Below are 22,147 nucleotides of genomic sequence, written 5' to 3' on the forward strand. Positions count from 1 at the left end.
TTGGCGCGCGGATCTGCACAAAACGCCAAAGGCAATAAGGCCAATAACCAACCGGCATCTGCTAAGGGTGCCGGTTCCCATCTGCGTGCCAATAAGGGCCACGAGTCCGAGTTCGATGAGTTTGAGCCCTTGGTCGAGCCTTCGGCCAATCGCGATATCGCCGGTGTGGTCATCGCCGTTTTGGCGATCGCGTCCTTCATTGCCGTGATCTCTCCGGCAACAGCGCCCGTGACGGCTGCGGTTGCCGGTTTCTACCACCTGGGCTTTGGTCTGGGCGCCTACGTGCTGCCGATCGTCATCTTGCTGTTTGCCGCCACGCTCTTTTTGGGTGAGGACTCGCCGCTCAACGTGCGCTCTGTTGCGGGCGGCGCCTTGGTCTTTATCGCCGTCGTCTCCATTCTTTCGCTGATGGTGCCGGGCACGAGCGATTCGTGCGACCTTATGTTTACGCCGCAGAACCTTTCCGTGTCGGGCGGCTACATTGGCGCCTTTATCGCAAGTGCCTTGCAAAACGCCCTGGGTAAACCTATCGCCATGGTTGTCTTGCTGGGGCTTGTCGTCGTTGGTTTGGTCATTATCGGCTTTTCGGTGGGTGGCGTTTTGCGCTCCGCACGCGATCGCGCTGCCGATTTTGCCGAGCGTCGACGTGCCGATGTCAATGCGAGCCCGTGGGGCGATGAAGAGGCCCTGTCTGTTCCCGGCGTCGCTCGTCCGCACCTGAGCATTCTGCGCCAGAAGGGGACTGACGCCGCGGTGACCACGGTCATGGGTGGCGATGTCGACCCGGTTTTGGATGACGACGAGGACGATGACCCATTTGTCGACGTATCCGAGTCGGTTGAAGCCGAGCGCGCCAAGACCACGCTGCTGCCGCGCCGCCATGCCAAGAAGGGCAAGGCTGCGCCCAAGCTCAACACAAGCGAGCCCGACCCGTCTTGGTCCGATAGCGAGATTGAGCTCACCGAGGGTGACGACGAGGACGACGAGGCTCCGCTCGAGACCGCCAAGACAACCTTGCTGCCGCGTCGCCACGCCAAGCGCGGTCAGGTCACTGGACAGCTTTCGATGGAGGACGATCCGGACAAGGTTGACGAGTCCGAGCCGCCGTTTGCCGTGAATCCCGTCTCGGCCGCCCCCCAGATCCCCGACTTCCTGAAGCACCCCAAGGTCGCTGACGCCTCAACCTCTACGGCCTCTGCCGCTCCTGCTGCGGCTGACAATGGGGGAGCGAGCGACACCGCAACTGACGCCGAGGGCGAAGAAGAGGACGGCCTCAAGCTTCCGCCGCTCGAAATCCTGCATGCCAACCCGCAGTCGGCTTCCGCCGCGTCTTCGGACAAGGAGCTGGAGCAGACCGCTGAGTCACTGCAATCCACCTTGCTTGAGTTTGGCCGCAGTGCCCGCGTGGTCGGCTGGATCGCCGGCCCCACGGTGACGACCTTTAAACTGCAGCCCGGTGAGGGCGAGCGTGTGAGCAAAATTTCGAGCCTCGAGGACGATATCGCGCTTTCGCTCGCTGCCCAGTCGGTGCGTATCTTTGCCCCGATCCCCGGCACCTCGCTCGTGGGCATCGAGATTCCCAACCGCAAGCGCCAGAACGTCAATCTGGGCGACGTACTGCCCTATGTGAAGGGCGGTCCGCTCGAGCTCGCCATCGGCCGCGACGCCGAGGGCACGCCGGTTGTCGCCGACCTCGCCAAGATGCCTCACCTGTTGATTGCCGGTACGACCGGTTCTGGTAAGTCGGTGATGATCAATTCCATCATCACGACATTGCTCATGCGCGCCCTTCCCGAGGACGTTCGCCTGATCATGGTCGACCCCAAGCGCGTCGAGCTTGCGGGCTATAACGGTCTGCCGCATCTCTATGTGCCCGTGGTGACCGAGCCCAAGCAGGCCGCGAGCGCTCTGCAATGGGCTGTGTCCGAGATGGAGCGTCGCCTGAAGGTCTTCGAGCGTCTCAACGTGCGTAAGATCTCGACCTACAACGAAAAGCAGGCTGCTGGCGAGTTTGAGCATTACGACAATCCGCCGCAAAAGATGCCCTACCTTGTCATTATCATTGACGAGCTCTCTGACCTGATGATGGTCGCCGGTAAGGATGTCGAGGCCTCGATCGTGCGTATTGCACAGCTGGGCCGTGCCGCCGGTATTCATCTTATCGTTGCCACGCAGCGCCCCAGCTCCAACGTGGTGACGGGCCTCATCAAGGCCAACATCACCAACCGCATCGCCTTTAACGTCGCCACGGGCATCGACTCGCGCGTCATCATCGACCAGATGGGCGCCGAGAAGCTCACCGGTTTGGGCGACATGTTGTTCTCCAAGGTCGACTGGGGCAAGCCCCGCCGTATCCAGGGCTGCTTTGTCTCGGATGATGAGATCAACGAGATTGTCGAGTTCGTCAAGTCGCAGAGTGAGCCAGACTACCACGAGGAGATCCTGTCTGCCGTGGCGCCCGCTTCCATGTCCATGGCGGGTGGCGGCGGCATTGTCCGCACCGGAGTAGCCGAGCCGCAAGACGATGATCCGCTCATTTGGGAAGCCGCCCATATTGTGGTGGAATCGCAGCTTGGCTCCACATCTGGCCTGCAACGTCGTCTGAAGGTTGGCTATGCGCGTGCCGGGCGTATTATGGACATGCTGGAAGAAAAGGGTGTCGTCGGCCCGCCCGACGGTTCCAAGCCGCGCGAGGTCCTGTTGGACGAGGAGGGGCTTGCCGCGCTGGAATCTGTCGACGCCGAGATGGCACGTGAAGATCGTGAGTTTGGAGGATTCTGATGGCTGCACGCTTTGGTGACATGCTGCTCGAGCAGCGTCGCCGAATGGGCCTTTCCATTCAGCAGGTCGCCAACACCATCAAAATCAGGCCGCAGATCATCGAGTTTTTCGAGACCGGTAACTTTGCTTCGATGCCGCCGCGCGGCTATGCGCAGGGCATGATTTCGAGCTATGCTCGCTTTTTGGGCCTCAATCCACGCGAGGTCGTCAATGCCTACTTTGACGAGCTGATGGCATACGAGCGCGAGACGTCGCAGCGGGGCGGTCGTTTTCAGGACGCCGCCGGCTATGTCAATTCGCGTTCCTCTGTCGATAACGGGCGCTTCCTGATGGTTCAGGGCGGTCGTTCGACCCGCTATGGACAGCGTCCTCAGCAGGCCGGTTATATTACCGAGACGGGTTCGGGCGAGGAGATTCGCTCGCAGCGTGACCGGTTCCGCAGTACGCCGATGCCCGAGGACCGTGCGCTTCCCGCTGCCCGCGGCGTGGCGCGTGACCCTCGTGCCGGCTACGGCGACGGCGGCTATTCTGATCGCGGTCACCGTGGTATCTCCACCGGACGCTCTCGCAGTGGCTATGCGGACGCCGATACCACGCAGGTGACGCCGCGTCTTCGCTCTCAACCACAGCCGTATGGCCAGCGCTCTTCGGCTCCGCGTGCGGGCCAGCGTGGCTATCAAGGCCGCGGTGAACTTGCGCCCCGCTCGGGTCAGTGCAGCCTTCAGGGCCAGGGTGGCTATCGCGGCCGTTCCGACAGCAATCGTGGTCGTATGCCTCAGGGAGGCGGCCGCAGCAGTTCCAGTCGTGGACGCGGCGGTTCCCGTACTCCTCAAAACAACGGTCTCGATCCGCGTATCGTCTACGCCGGCATCGGTGCCGTGGCGTTGCTGCTGATCGTGCTCATCGTGGTACTTCTGCGCGGCTGCGCATCTTCGACGCCCGAGACCACGCCCGAGACGCCCGCTGTTACCAAGACGACGACCAAGAAGTCTTCTAAGAAGACCGAAACGGTCGACGAGGACGAAGACACCGATGAGCCGACTGACGAGTCGACTGATTCGGACGCCGCCAAGACGACGGCCAAGAAGGAAGAGAACGAGGTCACAAAGGTTAAGGTCTCCGTTGCCAAGGGAAAGACCGCGTGGATTGAGGTCAAGGTCGACGGAAAGTCGGTCTATGGCGCCCAGGCGACTGGCCCCTTTGAGCAGGAGTACACGCCCGAGTCCTCGATCGAGATCACCACGTCCAAGCCTTCCGATGTCACCGTTACCAAGAACGGCGAAAAGGTCCGTTACGATACCAAGACCTCGGGCGTGGCGCGTGTGACGATCACCGTTCCCAAGAAGGAGACGACTGATTCCGAGAATGGTGAAAGTTCTGATGGTGCCGACACCACCGACGGCACCGATGCCCAGTCCACGGATGGCGCCGATACCGCAACTGACGGCCAGACGCCCACCGATTCTACCGACTATTCGTACGATAGCTACTAAGCCGCTCGTACGCGAAAGGAAACATCATGGCTAAAGATTCCAGCTTCGACGTCGTGTCCGAGGTCAACATGCAAGAGGTCGACAACGCCTTCCAGCAAACCACGCGCGAGATTTCCCAGCGCTATGACCTGAAGGATTCCGGCGCCACGATCGAGCTTTCGAAGGGCGACAAGCTCTTTACGATCAACGCCCCGGCCGACTTTGTCTCCAAGCAGATTATCGACGTGCTGAGCTCCAAGCTCATCAAGCGCGGCATCGACCTCAAGGCTGTCTCGTGGGATGCTCCGCAGGCGGCATCGGGCGGCACCGTTCGCGTGCTCGGCCATATCGTCGAGGGTATCGACCAGGCGACCGCCAAGAAGATCAACAAGGACATCAAGGACCAAAAGCTCAAGGTCAAGGTGACTATCGAGGCCGACAAGCTGCGTGTTTCCTCTGCTTCGAAGGACGCGTTGCAGACCGTGATCCAGTTCCTGCGCGACCAGGACTACGGCCAGCCGCTGCAGTTCACCAACTACCGCTAATATCATTCGAAAGGACTGCTCTCCAACATGGATACACCGTTGGGCTCCGTGCTCTACATCACCCTCGGGTGCGCTAAGAACGAGGTTGACACCGACCGCATGCGTTCTCTTTTGACCGCCGCGGGCTACGAGGAGGCATTCGACCCACAGGATGCCGATATCGCCATCGTCAATACATGCTCGTTCCTCGCCTCCGCAACGTCCGAGAGCATCGAGACCACGCTCGAGCTCGCCAACGAGGTTCAGGACGGCGTTCGTTCTTGTCCCATCGTCATGTGCGGCTGTGTGCCGTCGCGCTATGGCGACGACCTGCCTGACGAGCTGCCCGAGGTCGCTGCCTTTGTGAAGGCCGACGAGGAGGATGGCATCGTGACGGTCATCGATGGCGTGCTGGGTGTCGAGCGTGAGATTGCCGCCTATATTCCGCAGGTCAAGCGCACCGTCGAGGGCGCTGTCGCCTACGTCAAGATCTCCGATGGCTGCAACCGCTTCTGTAGCTTCTGCATGATCCCGTATATCCGCGGTCGTTATCACTCGCGCAATGCCGAGAGCATTATTTCCGAGGTGCGCGACCTGGTTGCCGGCGGTGTGCGCGAGATCGTGCTGATCGGCCAGGACACGGGTATTTGGGGCACCGACTTTGCCGACGAAGACGTCACCGATGGCTCGCCGCGCAATCTGGCGCAGCTGCTGCATGCCGTCGCCGAGGCCGTGCGCCCGCACAACGTCTGGGTCCGCGTGCTCTACCTGCAGCCCGAGGGCATGACCGACGAGCTTATCGATACGATTCGCGATACGCCCGAGGTACTGCCTTATATCGATATCCCCGTGCAGCACTGCGACGCGCGCATCCTCAAGGCTATGCGCCGTTCTGGTTCGCGCCAGGAGCTCGAGGACCTGTTCCGTGATCTGCGTGAGCGTATCCCCGGCATTGTGATCCGTTCCACGGCCATGGTCGGCTTCCCGACCGAGACCGACGATGAGTTCCGCGACCTTATCGACTTTATGGACACCGTCGGCTTTGACTACACGAGCGTCTTTGCCTACTCGCAGGAGGAGGGCAGCCTGGCCGCTAAGATGGAGGGTCAGGTCGATGAGGAGGTCAAGCTCGAGCGCGCCCAGGAGGCCATGGACCTGGCCGAGTCGCTCGGTTTTGCCGCCACCGCCGCACATGTGGGCGAGCGCGCCCAGGTGATTGTCGACGGCATCGAGGAGACCGAGGACGGCGCCGAGCTGATCGGCCACGCTTGGTTCCAGGCGCCCGATTCCGATGGCGCGGTGCACTTGGACGCCAGCGAGGCGTCCGTGGGCGATATTCTGACGGTCGAGTTTACCGATAGCTTCTGCTATGAGCTTATCGGCCATGTTGTGGAGTAGGAGAGCATCGTGGCAAACGAGAGCAATAAGGAACTGACGAGTGTTTGGACGCCCGCCAACATCGTGACGTGTGTGCGCATCGTCTTTATCCCGGTGTTCATGATCGTGTCGGCGCTTTCTCACACGAGTGTTGCCGGTACAGATTGGAGCACCTTCGACGGCCCGCTCGCCGCCGCTGCCTTCATTCTGTATGTGATCCTGTCGTGCACCGATAAGGTCGACGGTTATCTGGCGCGCTCGCGCAACGAGATTACCGATTTCGGTAAGTTCTTGGACCCCATCGCCGATAAGCTGCTGGTGTTCTCGGCTCTGCTGCTGTTCTTGGATTTTGGCGCTGTGACCGTGTGGTCCGTGTTCATTATCCTGTTCCGTGAGCTTCTGGTGAGCGCCCTTCGCATGGTCGCGAGTGCCGCCGGCGTGGTCGTTGCCGCCGATAAGCTTGGCAAGTACAAGACGGCGACCACGATGGTCTCCATCTGCGGTTACCTGTGCGTCTTTGCGATGGCCGGCTTGCACCTTGGCCCGCTGGCGCTGACGCTCGGCATCTACTCGGTGTCGCGCTTCCTGTACGCCGTTGCCGTTGTCCTGACCGTTATCTCGGGCGCCCAGTACTTCTGGAACTGCCGCAAGATCGTCTTTTCGGTCTAGGTCCTGGTGGGTATGACGGACTCTTTTGAGCAGATTTCCGCACATAACGAGGAGCTGGCGCGCGATATTGTCGAGCGCGCGAGCGCTCGGGGCGTGACGGTTTCGACGGCTGAGTCGCTGACGGCAGGTATGATCTCCTCGACGATTGCCGATATCCCGGGCGCCTCGGCGGTGCTGCGTGGCGGTGCGGTGACCTACTGCGATGAGATCAAGCATCGCGTTTTGGGCGTTGATCAGGAGACGCTCGACCGCTATACCGCGGTGTCGCATCAGACCGCGCGCGAGATGGCGGCGGGTTCGCTGGAGCTGTACCAGAGCGATATTGCAGTGAGCGCAACGGGTTATGCCGGCCCCGGCGGCGGCACTGAGGACGATCCGGCTGGCACTTTCTATATTGGCTGGGCGTATCGCGCGGCTGATGGGGAAGTGCCGGTCGTGGACTCTGTGCGCTGCCACTATGAGGGCGACCGTTCGTGTGTTCGTGCCCATGCGGTCGCGGAGGCATTGGGACGCATTGCCCTTGTGCTCAACTCTATGGAATAGACGTGTTTTCAGGGGCCTTAGGGCCCCTTAATTGTGGAGATAGGGACCCCTGACGAATTTAGCGTTTGCGCTGGTTATAGGTGTATTCTTGCCTTCCTTGTTCTTATTCGGCCCTTTGTGGTCAAGCATTTGGTCAGTGTTTGGTCGGCGTTTGGTTGGGTTTTGGAAAGACTGCCTGCATATGATTGGCCTGAACGGTTGACCACGAACAGCCGTTCGTTTATTATCGATACAGGTTGTTAAGAGGAGGGCTATTCATGGCCAAGAATTCAGGTCCCGTACGTACCGTTCATGCACCCACGACGGGTAAAGAGCGCGAAGAGATGATCGCCACCACCAAGGCCGAGATCGAGAAGAAGTTCGGTCAAGGCTCCATCATGAGGTATGGTGACGGCGGCCCCGAGCTTGAGGTTGAGGCCATCCCCACGGGCGCTCTGGCACTCGATGCCGCTCTGGGTATCGGCGGTGTGCCGCGCGGCCGTATCGTCGAGATTTACGGTCCTGAGTCCTCCGGTAAGACGACGCTTTCGCTCGAGATCCTGGCCGAGGCCCAGGCAATGGGTGGCGTGGTGGCATTTATCGATGCCGAGCACGCGCTCGATCCCACGTATGCCGCACGCATTGGCGTGGATATCGACGAGGTGCTGATTTCCCAGCCTGATACGGGTGAGCAGGCGCTCGAGATTGTTGACATGCTCGTGCGTTCCGGCGCCATCGATGCCATCGTCGTCGACTCCGTCGCCGCGCTGACTCCGCGTGCCGAGATCGAGGGAGAGATCGGCGATACCACGGTCGGTTTGCAAGCTCGCCTGATGAGTCAGGCGCTCCGCAAGCTCGCCGGCTCGCTGTCCAAGTCCAACACGACATGCATCTTCATTAACCAGCTGCGAGAGAAGATCGGCGTCATGTTCGGCAACCCCGAGACCACGACGGGCGGCCGCGCCCTTAAGTTCTTCTCTTCGGTGCGTATCGACATTCGCCGCATCGACAGCATTAAGCTTAAGGATGAGGTTATCGGTAACCGCGTGCGCGCCAAGGTCGTTAAGAACAAGGTGGCAGCTCCATTCCGTTCTGCTGAGTTCGACATCATGTACGGTACGGGCATCTCTAAGGAGGGCTCGATTCTGGACATGGCTGTCGAGTGCGGCATTTGCAAGAAGATGGGCTCCTGGTTTGCCTATGGCGAGGACAAGCTCGGCAACGGTCGCGAGGCCGCCAAGGCGTTCCTGCGCGAACACCCCGATTGCGCCGACGAGATTGAGCATAAGGTCCGCCTTGCCTGCGGGCTTGAGTTTGATGACGATGCTCCGTCCGAGGTCGAGCTGACCGATCAGCCTGCACCTGAGGAGTTTGACGAGCTTTACGCCATCGATGGTTCCGCCATGCTCGATGATGACGACGAGTAGCGGTTACGCTCATGTCGTATACGGTGACCGAGGCCACGGTCGTCTTTCCCGATAAGAAGGCGGCCTCCTCGTTCTCGAGCGGGTATGCGTCCAAAAAGCCTTGCGCACATATCGATTGTGAGCTTGAGGGCGGTTTTGAGCGGTCCATTTGGATTCCCGCGCGGGTCGCGCGCCTGTATGTCAAAAACCGCCCCGATCTTCCCTGTGATTGGGACAACTTTCGTGAGGCGGTGCAGCTCGTCGAGCGTAAATGTGCACTTACCATGGTGACCGAGATGTTATCGCGCCGCGACCATGCGACGGGCGAGGTCCGTGACAAGCTGGCTCGCTACGGCTTTCACCAGACCGCGATCGATTTCGCCGTCGAGCGCGCCACCGAGTATCGCTTTTTAGACGAGAACCGCTTTTGCTCGTACTTTATCGAGGAACGCAAGCGGCGCGGTTGGGGACAGCGTAAAATCGAGACCGAGCTCAAGCGCCGTCATGTCGTGCTCGATGACATTCCCGGTTATCCCGAGGACTATTTTGCCGTCGAAGACGATTTGGCGCGTGCGTCAGCCCTGCTCGCCAAGCGGCGTGTTCCAGAGACGCGCGGATTCGAAAAACTGGTTCGGTTTTTGATGGGCAAGGGCTTCTCGTATCACATCGCCGCCGATGCCGTTAAGGCACGTCTCGATGCCGAACGTGAGGAATGTGCGGTTTAGGCGTATGCGTTTTGTGGCCCTGCCGTTCACCGCGTTTTAGCCGCCGTGCTGGGGCCATTTATTTGACAGTTGTTGTGGTTCAACGTACGATAAACACTGTCATTTGCTTTGTGATATGTGCTCATCTGTGATGAGTTTGTTTATATGTTTATCTGTATCCGACCCGCATAAGCTGCGCCCATATTACTCAAATGTCGCGAGCCGTTCGTAAGGACGGTTCGCTTTGTTGTGTAACGAATCCATAAAAAGGAGTGAGCATGCCTATCATCGCAGCGCTCGTTGGCATCGTTTTGGGTGCCATCGCCGCCATTGCCTACATGCGCACCGCCAAGCAGGGTAGTCTTCACGAGGCCGACGAAAAAATCCAGTCGGCACACGCACAGGCTGAGTCCCTGATCGGTGATGCTAAGCGTCAGGCCGAGACCCTCAAAAAAGAGGCTCTGCTCGAGGCTAAAGAGGAGATCATCAAGAACAAGCAGGCCGCCGAGGCCGAGGACAAGCAGCGTAAGAACGAGATTCGTACGCTCGAGAACCGCGTGATGCAGCGCGAGGAATCCCTTGATCGCCGCAACGACGCTCTCGACAAGCGCGAGCATCAGCTGTCCAGCCAGGCCGGTCAGGTCGAGAAGCGCTCCCGTGAGCTCGAGGAGCTCTGCGCAAAGCAGACCTCCGAGCTCGAGCGTATCGCCGACCTTACCCGCGAGGACGCCCACAAGGAGCTCCTCGATAAGGTTCGCGGCGAGGTCACCCACGAGGCCGCCACGATCATTCGCGAGTCCGAGCAGCAGGTTCGCGCCGAGTGCCACAAGACCGCCCAGGAGATTCTGTCTCTGGCGATTCAGCGCTGCGCTGCCGACCACACTGCCGAGGTCACCGTTACCTCCGTGCACATTCCCTCTGATGACCTCAAGGGCCGTATCATCGGTCGCGAGGGTCGCAACATCCGGACCTTCGAGCAGGTTTCCGGCGTCAACCTCGTGATCGACGACACGCCCGAGACCGTCGTTCTTTCGAGCTTCGACCCGGTCCGTCGTGAGACCGCCCGTGTCGCCCTCGAGAACCTAATCGCCGACGGCCGCATTCACCCTGCCCGTATCGAGGAGATGTATCACAAGGCCGCCGACCTGGTTCAGCAGCGCGTGCGCGAGGCTGGCGAGCAGGCTGCCTTCGATACCGGCATCCACGACCTGCACCCCGAGATCGTCAAGACCCTTGGTGCCCTGCGCTACCGTACCTCGTTTGGTCAGAACGTGCTTCAGCATTCCCTCGAGGTCTCTGATCTGTGCGGCGTGATGGCTTCCGAGCTTGGCCTGGACGTTGTGACCGCCAAGCGCGCCGGCCTGCTTCATGACCTGGGCAAGGCAATCGACCACGACGTCGAGGGCCCACATGCCGTCATCGGCGCCGAGCTTGCCCGCCGTTATGGCGAGAAGCCCGTTATCGTCCACGCTATTGAGGCTCACCATGCCGATGTCGACCCCAACACGGTGCTCGATGTCCTGGTGCAGGCCGCCGATGCTGTCTCTGCCTCTCGCCCCGGTGCCCGTCGCGAGTCTGCCGAGAACTACATCAAGCGTCTTGAGAAGCTCGAGGAGATCGCCAACTCTCATGACGGCGTCGAACGTACCTATGCCATGCAGGCCGGTCGCGAGGTCCACGTCATGGTCCAGCCGGACAAGATTTCCGACGCCCAGTCCACGGTTCTGGCTCACGATATCGCCCATCAGATCGAGGAAGAGATGGAGTATCCCGGTCAGGTGCGCGTCGTCGTGATTCGCGAGAGCCGCGCTGTCGATATCGCTAAATAACATGAGCGACGCGAACGAGCTCATCTCATTTATCGCGTCGATGTCGGGGGAGGGCAACCTTCGCGTCGAGGAGAACCTTGGCGAGGGGTATGTCCGCCTCCGCGTTTCGGAGGCCGAGCGGCGCCAGGCAAAGCACGACATTCAGCATGTCGAGGATATCGTCATCGAAATGCTCCGTAATGCTCGCGATGCCGGCGCCGACAAGGTCTATCTCGCCACGACCAAGGAAGACGGCGTCCGCACGCTTGTCTTTCTGGATAACGGTTCGGGCGTTCCGCAGGATATGCAAGAGCGAATCTTTGATGCCCGCGTTACCTCCAAGCTCGAGAGCATGAAGATGGACCGTTGGGGCGTTCACGGTCGTGGCATGGCATTGTTTTCGATCAAGCAGAACACCGATGAGGCCCGTGTGGTCACGTCCGGTGTCGATCTTGGTTCAGCCTTTAAGGTGAGCGTCGCGGCCGACCGCCTCAGTGAGCGTGCCGATCAGTCCAGCTGGCCCCAGGCCGTCAAGGATGAGGACGGACGTTATGTCTGTGCTCGCGGTCCGCATAATATTATTCGCGCTGCATGTGAGTTTGCGCTCGAGGAGTTGCGTGGTTGCGATGTCTATCTTGGTTCTCCGTCTGAGATTGCCGCGACCCTTTATGCTCAGGCGTCAAGCCGGCTTGATACGTCTCGTCTCCTGTTCATTGATGACGAGAGCGAGCTTCCGGTTGTCGATCGTTTAGGCCTTGCTTCTGATGCCGAGGACTTTATCCGTATCTGTTCGGGTTTGGGTCTTGAGATGTCCGAGCGCACGGCCCATCGCATTTTGGCGGGGCAGATTAAGCCCGTTCGCGGTGTGGCCGCGCGTCTGCTGCGCGAGCGTGATTCGTCCTCGCATGCGCCGGCTCCTGTCGATCTCGCGAAGGATCGTCGCGGGCTACGTATTGCCAAGGATGACATTGCACAGTTTTCGCGTGCTGTGGAGCGCGACTTTAATGACCTTGCTGCCCGGTACTATCTCAACCTTTGCGGCGACCCAAAGATTCGTGTTTCGCGTGATCGAATCACCGTGACCTTTGATCTTGCCAAAGAGGAATAGTGCCTTTACCGAGTCCACTCGGTACGATACAGTTATTGCAGTTAAAACGTACTTTTAAATGCAGGAGTTTCTTCATGGATTGCCTGAAGGTATCAAGCAAATCATCGCCCGCGTCCGTTGCCGGCGCCATCGCCGGCATGGTCAAGGATGGTGTACCCGTCAACATCCAGTGTGTCGGCGCCGGTGCCGTCAACCAGGCCATTAAGGCCGTTGCTATCGCGCGCGGTTTTTTGATTCCAACCGGTTTTGATATTTCCTGCGCGCCCGTGTTCTCCGACATCCTCATTAACGGGGAGTCGCGCACGGCCATCCGCCTTTCTATCTACGTTCACCAGATCAATCGAGCTGCTATGGATAACGTCGTCATGGATGATGTTAAGCCTGTGGCATAGCTTCTGCTTGCCTCGTTTCGCTCCCCATCGTTAGGACTTATGCACATGGACCAGCGTTCCGTACGCGATATTCTTGCCGGTAAAACCTACTTTATCCGCACCTTTGGCTGCCAGATGAATCAGCACGACTCCGAGCGTGTGAGCGGTCTGCTTGATTCGTATGGCTGCCTCATGGCGCTCGATCCCGCGCATGCCGATATCGTTGTCTTCATGACGTGCTGCGTGCGCGAGGCCGCCGATACTCGCCTGTACGGTCAGTGCAATTCCTGCAAAAGCCTGCCGCCTTCGCCTTCGGGCAAGCGCGTGGTTGCCGTTGGCGGTTGCATCGCGCAGCGCGATGGCGAGGGCCTGCTCACCAACGTCGATAACGTCAATGTCATCTTTGGCACGCATTCCATCGCGCATGTGGCCGAGCTCATTGCCGAGGCGTTCCTTGATGGCAAGCGTCATATCCGTACCAATGAGCATGAGGATACGGATGCCATGAGCATGCCGTGGCATCGCGAGACTCAGTATCACGCCTGGGTGCCCATCATGACGGGCTGCAATAATTTCTGCACCTATTGCATCGTGCCGTACGTGCGTGGTCGCGAAAAGAGCCGCCCCTTCGAGGAGATTGTCGACGAGGTGACCGGTTTGGTGCGCCAGGGCGTGCGTGAGATTACGCTGCTGGGCCAAAACGTTAACTCATATGGTCGCGATCTGTTTGGCAAGCCGCGTTTTGCCGATCTGCTGCGTGCCGTGGGCGATACGGGCGTGGAGCGCATCTTCTTTACGTCTTCGCATCCCAAGGACCTGTTGCCCGAGACCATCGACGCCATGGCCGAGACGCCTGCCGTTATGCCGCAGCTGCACCTGGCCGTCCAGTCAGGTTCGACGCGGATCCTCAAAGAGATGAATCGCCGTTATACACGCGAGGACTATCTGGGCCTTGTCGATCGCATTCGCAACCGCATGCCCGATATCGCGCTCTCGACCGACATTATCGTTGGCTTCCCGGGTGAGACTGAAGAAGACTTTGAGCAGACGCTCTCACTTGCCGAGACGGTCCGCTATGCTCAGGCCTATACCTTCATCTATTCCAAGCGCGCCGGTACCCCGGCCGCCGAGATTGACGATCCTACGCCGCATGAGGTTATTCTCGAGCGTTTCAACCGTCTGGTTAAGGTTATCGAGACCACGGCACACGAGTATAACCAGGGTGAGCTTCATACTGTGGTTCCGGCGCTCATTGAGGGAACGAGTAAAAAGAACGACGCGGTCCTGCTGGGCAAGAGTCCCAAGAATCAGACCGTGCATGCGCCTATCCCCGAGGGTTACAGCATCGATCAGCTTGTTGGTAAGATCGTTGATGTTGACGTTGACGTTGCCAAGACCTGGTATTTGTCCGGCTCCGTTGTGGGCGAGCCGCGCTAATGGTTTCTCTCGGGGCAGGTCTTTCCGCCGTTGCGATCGTCGGTCCGACGGCGGTTGGTAAGAGTGATGTTGCCGACCGTTTGGCAGCTCGTCTTTCGTCCGAAGTGCTGTCGTGCGATGCGATGCAAATCTATCGCGGCATGGACATCGGTACCGCAAAGATGGTGCCCGATGAGTGCACGGCGCCGCTGCGTCTCGTCGACATTGTAGAGCCGGGTGTGGCATATTCTGCTGCGCTTTATCAGGCCGACGCTCGCGCGCATGTTGAACGTCTCCTTGGTTCGGGTTGCCTGCCGGTTTTTTGCGGAGGTACGGGGCTGTATCTCAAGGCCGCCCTCGATGAGATGGACTTTCCCTCGGGTGAACTTGAGGACGATCGTCGTGCGGGCTATCAGGAGCTTGCCGAGCGTATTGGCGAGGAAGAACTGCATGCCTTGCTTGCCGAGCGCGATCCAGAATCGGCTGCTGTTATTCATCCCCATAACGTGCGCCGTGTGATTCGTGCGCTCGAGATGCATGATGATGGCGTTTCCTATGCGCAGCAAAAGTCGCAGTTTAGTGTTCCGCACGAGCATTATCATGCCCTATGGTTTGGTCTGACGCGTAATCGCGAGGTGCTCTACGAGCGCATTAACCAGCGCGTCGATCTGATGTTTGAGCAGGGTCTTGTCGATGAGGTCCGCGGTCTTATGGGCCAGGGGCTGGGAGATGCCCTGACGTCGATGCAGGCAATTGGCTATAAAGAGATCATTGATGCTTTCAATGGCGTGATGAGCATGGATGAGGCTCGCGAACTCATTAAGATGCGTTCGCGTCGTTATGCCAAGCGTCAGCTTTCGTGGTTTAAGCGCGATGACCGTATCGTGTGGTTTGATATGGATGAATGTACGATCGATGAGGTCGTTGAGGATATCCTGCATCGTATTGAGGCTGCCTAATGGCCCGTTTCCCCCTTGTTCCCACGGCACCCGAGCCCGAGCGTGCCATTTTAGTTGGTGTTGAGTGGCGCGACAATGCATGGCCGCTCGATCGCTCGCTTGATGAGCTGGAGCGTCTTGCCCACACAGCTGGTGCTCAGTGCGTGGCACGCTTGTCGCAGCGTTTGGTAAAGCCGTATCCTAAATCGTTTATCGGTTCCGGCAAGGTAGAAGAGCTGTGCGGCCTGGTGCATCGCATGGATGCCGATGTCGTTATTTTTGACGACGACCTGACGCCCTCGCAGCAATCCTATTTGGAGAAAGCTGTGGGCGAGCCGGTAAAGATTATCGATCGTACAGCACTGATCCTGGATATCTTTGGCCTGCATGCTCAGACGCGTGAGGGACGCCTGCAGGTACAGCTGGCACAGCTTCAATATTTGTTGCCTCGCCTGCGTGGCATGTGGAGCCATCTCGCCAAGGAGCAGACGCGCGGCGGCATCGGCTCACGTTTTGGTCAGGGCGAAAGTCAGCTCGAGGTCGACCGTCGCCTTATTCGTAATAAGATCGCTGCGCTTCGTCGTGAGCTCAAGCAGGTTGAACAGCGTCGCGATGTTCAATCCAAGAGTCGCATTGAGTCACCGGCGTTTCGCGTCGCGTTGGCCGGTTATACCAATGCCGGTAAATCGACGTTGCTCAATCGTCTGACCGGCTCTACGGTACTTTCGCAGGACAAGCTGTTTGCTACGCTCGACCCGACGACGCGTTCGTATCGTCTGCCCGGCGGTCGCGGCATGACGATTACCGATACCGTCGGCTTTATTCAAAAGCTGCCGCATGGTCTGGTCGATGCCTTTAAATCGACGCTGTCCGAGGTTTTGGGTGCCGATCTAATTCTCAAAGTCGTAGATGCGTCTGACGAGGACTATGAGCGGCAGCTGGAGGCTGTCGACCGCGTGCTTGATGGGATCGGCGCCGGAGAGCGTTTAACGCTGACCGTATTCAATAAAATCGATCTTCTCGATAGCGTCGATCGATTGAGTTTCCGTCGTCGCTATCCGGAGGCCGTTCTGTTCTCGGCCCAAACGGGCGAGGGGCTCGACGATCTCGTCGACCGGATTGCTCGCGAGGCAGCTGCCACCGATGTGTTGCTCTCCGCTGATATCCCGTATCGCGAGGGCGCTCTCATCACGCTGGTGCATGAGCAGGGAACCCTTCTGCATGAGGAATATCTCGAGGACGGCGTTCGCATTGTGGCGAAGTTGCCGGCTCGTATTGCACCGCGGCTCGAGCGCTATCGTACGGAATAAACGATTTCTAGCACGCCTAGAATGACTGGCTGATGGAGCAGGTAGAACGGTAAGGCATGCCGACCCAGGACTGCGAGCGCCGGGATAGGATTGGCGTATGCCCATGCTGGCGCTTCGAGACTTGATGCTTGTGCTGCCTGGGCAGCAAAAAAGCCGGTAAGGTACATAAAGACAAACGGTATGAGCGGATAGTAATCTCCCGAAACAAAACCCGGGCCTGGGAATCCAAGCCATGCCAGGTAGGGGAGTGGGTAGACCGCCTTTGGAATGCCCCAGGTTAGGGCAAAAAGAACAAGGCACGCTGCGATGCCCCATGAGCCCGGTAATTTTTGGAGTAACGGACGGGTGAACGCAACCACCGCGGTGCACACCGCCATGCAATAAATGATGCCAAAGTTCACTGAATCGTCGACCGATACGAGCGTTGTTGCGATCCAGACGACCAAAGCTGCGGCAGCGTACTTAGCCGCTCGTTTGGCATTGTTGCGTGAGAGCGTGCACATCCAACCCGCGATAAACAAAAATACCCAGCTGATGCTGGCGCGCCAGACGTCTTGAAAGACAGTCTGGGTAAACCAAGGCATATCCCAGCCGTACAGGTAGGCGAGATCATAGCAAGCGTGAAAACCTGCCATAGAAATCATCGTAAACCCGCGGACGGTATCAAAGATGGTTATGCGTTTTTGCATTACGAGAACCGGCGCATCAAGCCGACGACTTTGCCCAGGATAACGGGATTCGTTGCATAGATAGGTTCCATGGTGTCGTTCTCGGGCTGCAAGCGCACACGCCCCTGCTCCTTGTAGAACGTCTTGACGGTCGCCGAACCATCAATCATGGCCACGACAATTTCGCCGTTCATGGCACTCTTTTGTTCACGGACGATGATGTAATCGCCATTGAAGATGCCGACATTGATCATTGAGCTCCCATGCACCTCAAGGATAAAGGAACCCTGATCAGTGGCGATTTCGGTCGGGATAGTAAACGTGTCTTCGATATTCTGCTCTGCCAGAATGGGAATCCCAGCCGCGACGCGACCAACGAGCGGTAGCGAGACCGTTCCGCGAGGTGCGGTGGGCTCGTCAGATTTGGAAATTGAGACAGAGGAACCATCCTCGTTAAAGAGTTCCAGGGCGCGCGGTTTGGTGGCATCGCGCTTGAGTAGCCCGCGAGCCTCCAGGGCAGAGAGATGGGCGTGCACGGTGCTGGGGGAGGAAAGGCCCACGGCAGAAGCCATCTCGCGCACGCTGGGCGGATAACCCTTCTCCTGCTGATATTCCTTGATGAAGTCGTAAATTTGCTGCTGACGCTTGGTAATTTTGCGAGCCATCAGGGCATCCTCTCTACCCATGTCAAACAAATGTTCGAATTTTGCTTGACAGGAACAACTGTTCGAAGATAATAATAACCGAACATTCGTTCTCGCGCTAGACATTTTTGTCCGCGCGGCTTGATAAAACTGTTCTCAGCAAAACACGCGAGAGGAGAACATGATGAACGTAACGAATATGGTCCAGGGAAACCTCGCCCTTAAGCTCGAGACGCCTGCAGAACCCACTTTTACGGTTGTTCAGGGTGGCCGCTCCGGCTTTCAGCCTTTGACCGTAAAGCCTGCGCGCAATCAGCAGGCTGTAGTCGCGCCGGCCCGCGTTGCCCTGAAGGTTCCGACGATTGTCGCCGTCGCCGTTGCGCTTACGCTCTTCTTTGTCCTCGCTATGTCGGTCTTTAGCGCTCGTCACGCCGCGTATGCCGAGTCCGTTTCCAACATTACCTACGAGACCATTCGCGTTCAGCCTGGCGATTCTCTTTGGTCGCTTGCCGAAGAATATCCAATCGAAGGCCTTTCCACGCAAGAGACTTCCGACATGATCCGTAGCGTCAATCATCTGGAGCATGGTTCGCTCGCCGCCGGTGCGTATCTTAAGGTTCCTGCTCGTTCGTAATCATTATCGCGCTGCGCATGGTACCCTTGTTATCGTTTAAGAGGAGGTACCATGCGCTGTCCCAAATGCGGCAAGGCACATACCCGCGTCGTTGATTCCCGTATGCAGGAGTCAAATAACACCATTAAGCGCCGTCGCGAATGTTGCTCGTGTAACTACCGCTTTACAACGTTTGAGCGATGCGAGGACCCTATCGAGGTCATTAAGTCAGATGGAACTAAGCAGCGGTTCGATCGCAATAAGCTTCTTGTCGGCTTGATGCGCGCCACCATCAAGCGCGATATCGACACTAAGAAGCTCAATGAGATTATCGATGACATCGAGGTCGAGCTTCGCTCTCGCACGCTGACGGCCGTCACGTCCCATGAGTTGGGTGACATGGTGCTCAAGCGCTTGGCCAAGATCGACAAGGTTGCGTACATCCGTTTTGCCTCGGTCTACCGCGATTTCAAAGACGTCGATGAATTTCTGCAAGAGCTCGACAAGCTAAGGTGATTCCATGTCCAACATTACCGTCAACATAAAGCGTCTCGACCCCACCCTCGAGCTTCCCAAATACGCCCATCCCACCGATGCCGGCTTTGATCTACGCTCCAACGAAGACTGCGTCCTGAAGCCCTTCGAACGCCGTCTGGTCTCTACGGGGCTGGCCATCGCCCTGCCCGATGGCTACGCCGGCTTCGTCCAGCCCCGCAGCGGCTTGGCCATCAAGCAGGGCCTGTCTATAGTCAATACGCCGGGCCTCATCGACGCCCACTACCGAGGGGAACTCAAGGTTATTCTCATCAACCTGGATCCCACCAACGACATCCAAATCAACAAAGGCGACCGCATCGCCCAGCTCGTCATCCAAGAAGTCCCCACGGTCAACCTCGTAGAAGTAGAAGAACTAGACAAAACCGACCGTGGCAAAGGAGGCTTCGGCTCCAGCGGCGTCGCTTAAACTCAATCGTCCGCTCACCAGTGGGAGGGGCCTATATATCATCCCGTGCTCAAACATTCTCGCGGGGCGCTCGTATCCCTCCCGCCTGCCTCTCACACATATCATTCCATGCTCAAACATTCTCGCGTCGCTTCGCTCGCTGCGAAACTGCGCGTGGAACGATATAGGTAAGCCCCGGGCGGGCGGCTACTCGCTTGAAACAATATTTACTTTTCTAGTAAGTCGATGCGATGAAGGGACGCCTCCTTTGTCGCATCGACTTACTGTATTTATATTTTCTGGTTCCCCTTTGCAGATTCTACTGGTGGGGAATCTGGTATAGCCGCTGGTACGTTAACGCAGCTTACCTGCGGGAGGCCCCTATATATCGTCCCGCGCGCAGTTTCGCAGCGAAGCGAGAATGTTTGAGCACGGGATGATATATAGGGGCCTCCCGCAGGCAAGCGGAAATTAAGACGCTAGCGGATGTGCGCGGGTTTTCCGCCCCAGTAGAAGCGGCAGAAGGCTCGTTTGCGCTTTTGGGGTTTGCCTACGAGCTCCATGGTTGCGATGGCTATGTCTTCGGCTGCGTGGGGGCGGCGTAGTACTTCGCCGTTGATGAGCAGTGCCTTGAGCGACTCAGGATGATCGTGGAGATGACGCAACGTCACGATGAGCTCTCGTGCGGTGGTGACGTGCATGCTGGCGCCCATGCCGGTGAGCATCGTGGTGTTGGCCTTTTCCTGGCCGTATGATTTGCCCAGCAGGATCATCGGCAGATGTGCGCATAGGCACTCGGTGACCGTGAGTCCGCCCGATTTGAGAATTGCCAGGTCGCAGCCGTGCATGAGGGCCGCCATGTCGTCGACATAGTCCAGCACCGTGACATTTTCGAGCTTCATGGCATCGAAGAGTGTCTTGAGGCGGGCGGCGTATTCCTTATCCTTGCCCGGCAAAAAGACAAAGTGCATGTCTTCGAAGCTGCGTAGGAAGGGGAGGGTGCGGTCCATCTCCGCGCGAAAGCGAACGTACGGTTGAGGCAAGCTGGCACCGGCCATTACCAGCACGACGGTCTTGTCGGTGGGGAGGTTGAACTTAGCTAGCTCTTCTTCGCGATCATAATCCGTGTCGAATCCGGCGCGAATAGGAATGCCGGTAATGCGAATCTTTGTCTCGAGCACCTTGCGCGGACGCAGCGTTTCGGCCATAAATTCGTTGGCAACACAGAATAAATCGGTGTCCTTGTGGGGCCACCATCCCTCGACTTCGTAGTCGGTCGGTACGCAGATGACCGGATAATCGATACCCGTAATTACGCGGGCGCCCACGGCAACATTGGCTGCTGTGATGTGCGTTGCAACCACGGCTATGGGCCTGCGGCTACGAATATATTCGTTGAAGGCGGGGAACATAATTCGCGACCATGCCGTTCCGCCACCCCAGAGAAGATGTCCCGTAAGCGTATATCGCCAGGTCAGGTCGTAAATGGGGCGTGTGGCTCCCGTAAAAGAAGCCGCGGTCTTATTGCCGTCGAATTTAATACGTCCAAAATCAAGGATATCGAGCACTTCAATCTCAATATCCTCGGGGATGCCATTGGTGCCGCGGATGAGGTCGAATGCCTGCGCAATCGCATTTGCGGCGGCCTTGTGGCCCGAGCCAACGGAGGCGTGCACGATGGTCACGAGAGGTTTTTGTTGAGCCAGGAGCGTGGTTTGCTCCGATTGGGGAGTGCTGTGCGTGAGCAGGGGAGCGTCGTCACTCGTCTGCGCCTGGTCCATCGATAACACCCCTTCAGCTTTGTAATACGGATTTATCATTGTAGTGCATGAGTGTCACGTTCACGTAAATTTGGGTATGAGCGCAAAGAACGACAACGTTTCGACGAAAGGACGCTTCATGACTACCGATAAGCCGATCGATGTTGCGATTATCGGTGGCGGCCCCGCGGGCTATGCTGCCGCCATTTATGCTGCGCGTGCCAACCTGACGACGACCGTGATTGAGCAGGGCATGTCGGGAGGGCAGATCGCCACAACCAATGAGGTCGAGAACTATCCGGGTTTCCCGCTCCTGAGTGGCGCCGAACTCGGCGAGCGTTTTCAGCAGCATGCAGAGGGCCTGGGAGCACAGGTTACATGGAGCATGGTTACGGGTATCGATTACGATGCCGATGCAGCGTTGTTTACGGTGCATCACGATATGGGCGATACGCTGGCCTCGAGCGTTATCGCTTGCATGGGTGCCACGCCGTGTCCGGCAGGTTTCGCAGGCGAGGATACGTATCGCGGTCGTGGCGTTTCATATTGCGCGACATGTGACGGCATGTTTTTCCGCGGCAAGCAGGTTTTTGTAATCGGTGGTGGCAATTCGGCATGCGAAGAGGCGCTGTTCCTGTCAGACATTGCCACCAGCGTGACCATCGTGCTGCGCCGCGACCAATTTCGTGCGCCTGATGGTGTTGTTCAGAAAGTACTCGAAAAGGACAATATTACAGTTAGGTACCAAACTAGTATTGTGGAGCTCTCGGGCGAAGCAATGCCAACGACGATCACCTTTAAGGACAATGCATCCGGTGAGACTCATACCGAGTCATTTGAACCTGGCTCGTTTGGCATCTTTGTCTTTACGGGGATGCTGCCGCATACCGAGCTGGTTGAGCATCTAGTCGATCTGGCTCCTGACGGCGGCATTGTCACCGACGATTCGATGGCCACCCGTACGCCCGGCTTATTCGCAGCCGGCGATATCCGTTCCAAGCGTTTACGCCAGGTTGTGACCGCCGTTTCGGACGGAGCCATAGCAGCAACGAGCGCATACGCGTTTCTCCGTGAATAAGTACGATAATATATCTTATGTAAGGTTGCTATCTT

At 58.1% G+C, this 22,147-nt stretch carries 21 protein-coding genes; 18 read left to right on the forward strand and 3 right to left on the reverse strand.

All coding sequences use genetic code 11. The annotated features are described in order from the left end of the window. The 14 genes from DXA43_RS04090 to hflX all read left to right on the forward strand — a co-directional run bounded on the left by DXA43_RS04090 (position 1) and on the right by hflX (position 16,406). On the forward strand, positions 1-2,781 hold the full coding sequence (locus DXA43_RS04090) for a DNA translocase FtsK (RefSeq protein ID WP_233540012.1): 2,781 nt from the start codon (positions 1-3) through the stop codon (positions 2,779-2,781). Further along, the gene (locus DXA43_RS04095) at positions 2,781-4,274 is read left to right on the forward strand and encodes a RodZ family helix-turn-helix domain-containing protein (protein WP_089573380.1); all 1,494 of its coding nucleotides are present in this window, start codon (positions 2,781-2,783) and stop codon (positions 4,272-4,274) included. The genes DXA43_RS04090 and DXA43_RS04095 overlap by 1 nt, the downstream gene beginning before the upstream one ends. Positions 4,275-4,300: 26 nt before the next feature. Beyond that, positions 4,301-4,798 (forward strand): YajQ family cyclic di-GMP-binding protein, encoded by a 498-nt coding sequence (locus DXA43_RS04100; protein ID WP_022094699.1) that lies wholly within the window; start codon positions 4,301-4,303, stop codon positions 4,796-4,798. Between the two features lie 27 nt (positions 4,799-4,825). Then, complete coding sequence (gene rimO / locus DXA43_RS04105; RefSeq protein WP_117773514.1) at positions 4,826-6,175, forward strand: 30S ribosomal protein S12 methylthiotransferase RimO; 1,350 nt, start codon at positions 4,826-4,828, stop codon at positions 6,173-6,175. Positions 6,176-6,274: 99 nt separating this feature from the next. Next, positions 6,275-6,823, forward strand: a complete 549-nt coding sequence (pgsA, locus tag DXA43_RS04110; RefSeq protein WP_231500751.1) for a CDP-diacylglycerol--glycerol-3-phosphate 3-phosphatidyltransferase — start codon at positions 6,275-6,277, stop codon at positions 6,821-6,823. A 12-nt stretch (positions 6,824-6,835) separates the two neighbouring features. Further along, a complete protein-coding gene (locus DXA43_RS04115) occupies positions 6,836-7,366 on the forward strand; it encodes a CinA family protein (protein WP_117806326.1) in 531 nt (176 codons plus the stop codon). A 257-nt stretch (positions 7,367-7,623) separates the two neighbouring features. Then, entirely contained in the window at positions 7,624-8,772 is a 1,149-nt protein-coding gene (gene recA, locus DXA43_RS04120) for a recombinase RecA (RefSeq protein WP_099431786.1), read from the forward strand. Positions 8,773-8,783: 11 nt separating this feature from the next. Then, on the forward strand, positions 8,784-9,476 hold the full coding sequence (locus DXA43_RS04125) for a regulatory protein RecX (protein ID WP_117773512.1): 693 nt from the start codon (positions 8,784-8,786) through the stop codon (positions 9,474-9,476). 257 nt (positions 9,477-9,733) lie between these two features. Continuing rightward, entirely contained in the window at positions 9,734-11,284 is a 1,551-nt protein-coding gene (gene rny / locus DXA43_RS04130; protein WP_089573375.1) for a ribonuclease Y, read from the forward strand. A gap of 1 nt (position 11,285) precedes the next feature. Next, positions 11,286-12,371 (forward strand): ATP-binding protein, encoded by a 1,086-nt coding sequence (locus DXA43_RS04135; protein WP_117806327.1) that lies wholly within the window; start codon positions 11,286-11,288, stop codon positions 12,369-12,371. A 74-nt stretch (positions 12,372-12,445) separates the two neighbouring features. After that, the gene (locus DXA43_RS04140; protein ID WP_006235982.1) at positions 12,446-12,763 is read left to right on the forward strand and encodes a stage V sporulation protein S; all 318 of its coding nucleotides are present in this window, start codon (positions 12,446-12,448) and stop codon (positions 12,761-12,763) included. Between the two features lie 45 nt (positions 12,764-12,808). Continuing rightward, a complete protein-coding gene (gene miaB / locus DXA43_RS04145; protein ID WP_022094691.1) occupies positions 12,809-14,179 on the forward strand; it encodes a tRNA (N6-isopentenyl adenosine(37)-C2)-methylthiotransferase MiaB in 1,371 nt (456 codons plus the stop codon). Further along, positions 14,179-15,117, forward strand: a complete 939-nt coding sequence (gene miaA, locus DXA43_RS04150; RefSeq protein ID WP_117806328.1) for a tRNA (adenosine(37)-N6)-dimethylallyltransferase MiaA — start codon at positions 14,179-14,181, stop codon at positions 15,115-15,117. Before miaB ends, miaA begins: the two co-directional genes overlap by 1 nt. After that, positions 15,117-16,406: a GTPase HflX gene (gene hflX / locus DXA43_RS04155; RefSeq protein ID WP_117806329.1), complete on the forward strand. Its 1,290-nt coding sequence runs from the start codon at positions 15,117-15,119 to the stop codon at positions 16,404-16,406. Before miaA ends, hflX begins: the two co-directional genes overlap by 1 nt. Here the strand turns inward: hflX and DXA43_RS04160 are convergent. Both DXA43_RS04160 and lexA read right to left on the reverse strand, forming a co-directional pair. After that, a complete protein-coding gene (locus DXA43_RS04160) occupies positions 16,391-17,095 on the reverse strand; it encodes a heparan-alpha-glucosaminide N-acetyltransferase (protein ID WP_089573371.1) in 705 nt (234 codons plus the stop codon). The two genes, hflX and DXA43_RS04160, sit on opposite strands and share 16 nt — an antisense overlap. Next, on the reverse strand, positions 17,095-17,739 hold the full coding sequence (gene lexA / locus DXA43_RS04165; RefSeq protein WP_040359862.1) for a transcriptional repressor LexA: 645 nt from the start codon (positions 17,737-17,739) through the stop codon (positions 17,095-17,097). Before lexA ends, DXA43_RS04160 begins: the two co-directional genes overlap by 1 nt. A 163-nt stretch (positions 17,740-17,902) precedes the next feature. Between lexA and DXA43_RS04170 the strand changes: the two genes are divergently transcribed. Genes DXA43_RS04170 through dut form a run of 3 tightly spaced genes read left to right on the forward strand, consistent with a single transcriptional unit; the run spans position 17,903 to position 19,295 of the window. Further along, positions 17,903-18,352 (forward strand): LysM peptidoglycan-binding domain-containing protein, encoded by a 450-nt coding sequence (locus DXA43_RS04170; RefSeq protein WP_158564936.1) that lies wholly within the window; start codon positions 17,903-17,905, stop codon positions 18,350-18,352. A 51-nt stretch (positions 18,353-18,403) separates the two neighbouring features. Further along, entirely contained in the window at positions 18,404-18,847 is a 444-nt protein-coding gene (gene nrdR / locus DXA43_RS04175) for a transcriptional regulator NrdR (RefSeq protein ID WP_022093781.1), read from the forward strand. A gap of 4 nt (positions 18,848-18,851) precedes the next feature. Then, positions 18,852-19,295, forward strand: coding sequence for a dUTP diphosphatase (dut, locus tag DXA43_RS04180; protein WP_117806331.1), 444 nt, complete (start codon positions 18,852-18,854; stop codon positions 19,293-19,295). Positions 19,296-19,753: 458 nt separating this feature from the next. Here dut and DXA43_RS04185 read toward each other — a convergent pair whose 3' ends face one another. Beyond that, positions 19,754-21,055, reverse strand: coding sequence for a glycosyltransferase (locus tag DXA43_RS04185; protein ID WP_117806332.1), 1,302 nt, complete (start codon positions 21,053-21,055; stop codon positions 19,754-19,756). 118 nt (positions 21,056-21,173) lie between these two features. On the opposite strand from DXA43_RS04185, the gene DXA43_RS04190 reads away from it, so the two are divergent. Then, positions 21,174-22,112, forward strand: a complete 939-nt coding sequence (locus DXA43_RS04190) for an NAD(P)/FAD-dependent oxidoreductase (RefSeq protein WP_117806333.1) — start codon at positions 21,174-21,176, stop codon at positions 22,110-22,112. The last annotated feature ends 35 nt before the right edge of the window (positions 22,113-22,147 follow it).

This window comes from Collinsella sp. OF02-10 (assembly GCF_003463445.1).
GTDB lineage: Bacteria > Actinomycetota > Coriobacteriia > Coriobacteriales > Coriobacteriaceae > Collinsella.

Coding starts and splice junctions, on each gene's coding strand:
- DXA43_RS04095 (WP_089573380.1), top strand. CDS start 2,781: ATGGCTGCACGCTTTGGTGACATGCTGCTCGAGCAGCGTCGCCGAATG.
- DXA43_RS04100 (WP_022094699.1), top strand. CDS start 4,301: ATGGCTAAAGATTCCAGCTTCGACGTCGTGTCCGAGGTCAACATGCAA.
- rimO (WP_117773514.1), top strand. CDS start 4,826: ATGGATACACCGTTGGGCTCCGTGCTCTACATCACCCTCGGGTGCGCT.
- pgsA (WP_231500751.1), top strand. CDS start 6,275: ATGATCGTGTCGGCGCTTTCTCACACGAGTGTTGCCGGTACAGATTGG.
- DXA43_RS04115 (WP_117806326.1), top strand. CDS start 6,836: ATGACGGACTCTTTTGAGCAGATTTCCGCACATAACGAGGAGCTGGCG.
- recA (WP_099431786.1), top strand. CDS start 7,624: ATGGCCAAGAATTCAGGTCCCGTACGTACCGTTCATGCACCCACGACG.
- DXA43_RS04125 (WP_117773512.1), top strand. CDS start 8,784: ATGTCGTATACGGTGACCGAGGCCACGGTCGTCTTTCCCGATAAGAAG.
- rny (WP_089573375.1), top strand. CDS start 9,734: ATGCCTATCATCGCAGCGCTCGTTGGCATCGTTTTGGGTGCCATCGCC.
- DXA43_RS04135 (WP_117806327.1), top strand. CDS start 11,286: ATGAGCGACGCGAACGAGCTCATCTCATTTATCGCGTCGATGTCGGGG.
- DXA43_RS04140 (WP_006235982.1), top strand. CDS start 12,446: ATGGATTGCCTGAAGGTATCAAGCAAATCATCGCCCGCGTCCGTTGCC.
- miaB (WP_022094691.1), top strand. CDS start 12,809: ATGGACCAGCGTTCCGTACGCGATATTCTTGCCGGTAAAACCTACTTT.
- miaA (WP_117806328.1), top strand. CDS start 14,179: ATGGTTTCTCTCGGGGCAGGTCTTTCCGCCGTTGCGATCGTCGGTCCG.
- hflX (WP_117806329.1), top strand. CDS start 15,117: ATGGCCCGTTTCCCCCTTGTTCCCACGGCACCCGAGCCCGAGCGTGCC.
- DXA43_RS04160 (WP_089573371.1), bottom strand. CDS start 17,095: ATGCAAAAACGCATAACCATCTTTGATACCGTCCGCGGGTTTACGATG.
- lexA (WP_040359862.1), bottom strand. CDS start 17,739: ATGGCTCGCAAAATTACCAAGCGTCAGCAGCAAATTTACGACTTCATC.
- DXA43_RS04170 (WP_158564936.1), top strand. CDS start 17,903: ATGAACGTAACGAATATGGTCCAGGGAAACCTCGCCCTTAAGCTCGAG.
- nrdR (WP_022093781.1), top strand. CDS start 18,404: ATGCGCTGTCCCAAATGCGGCAAGGCACATACCCGCGTCGTTGATTCC.
- dut (WP_117806331.1), top strand. CDS start 18,852: ATGTCCAACATTACCGTCAACATAAAGCGTCTCGACCCCACCCTCGAG.
- DXA43_RS04185 (WP_117806332.1), bottom strand. CDS start 21,055: ATGGACCAGGCGCAGACGAGTGACGACGCTCCCCTGCTCACGCACAGC.
- DXA43_RS04190 (WP_117806333.1), top strand. CDS start 21,174: ATGACTACCGATAAGCCGATCGATGTTGCGATTATCGGTGGCGGCCCC.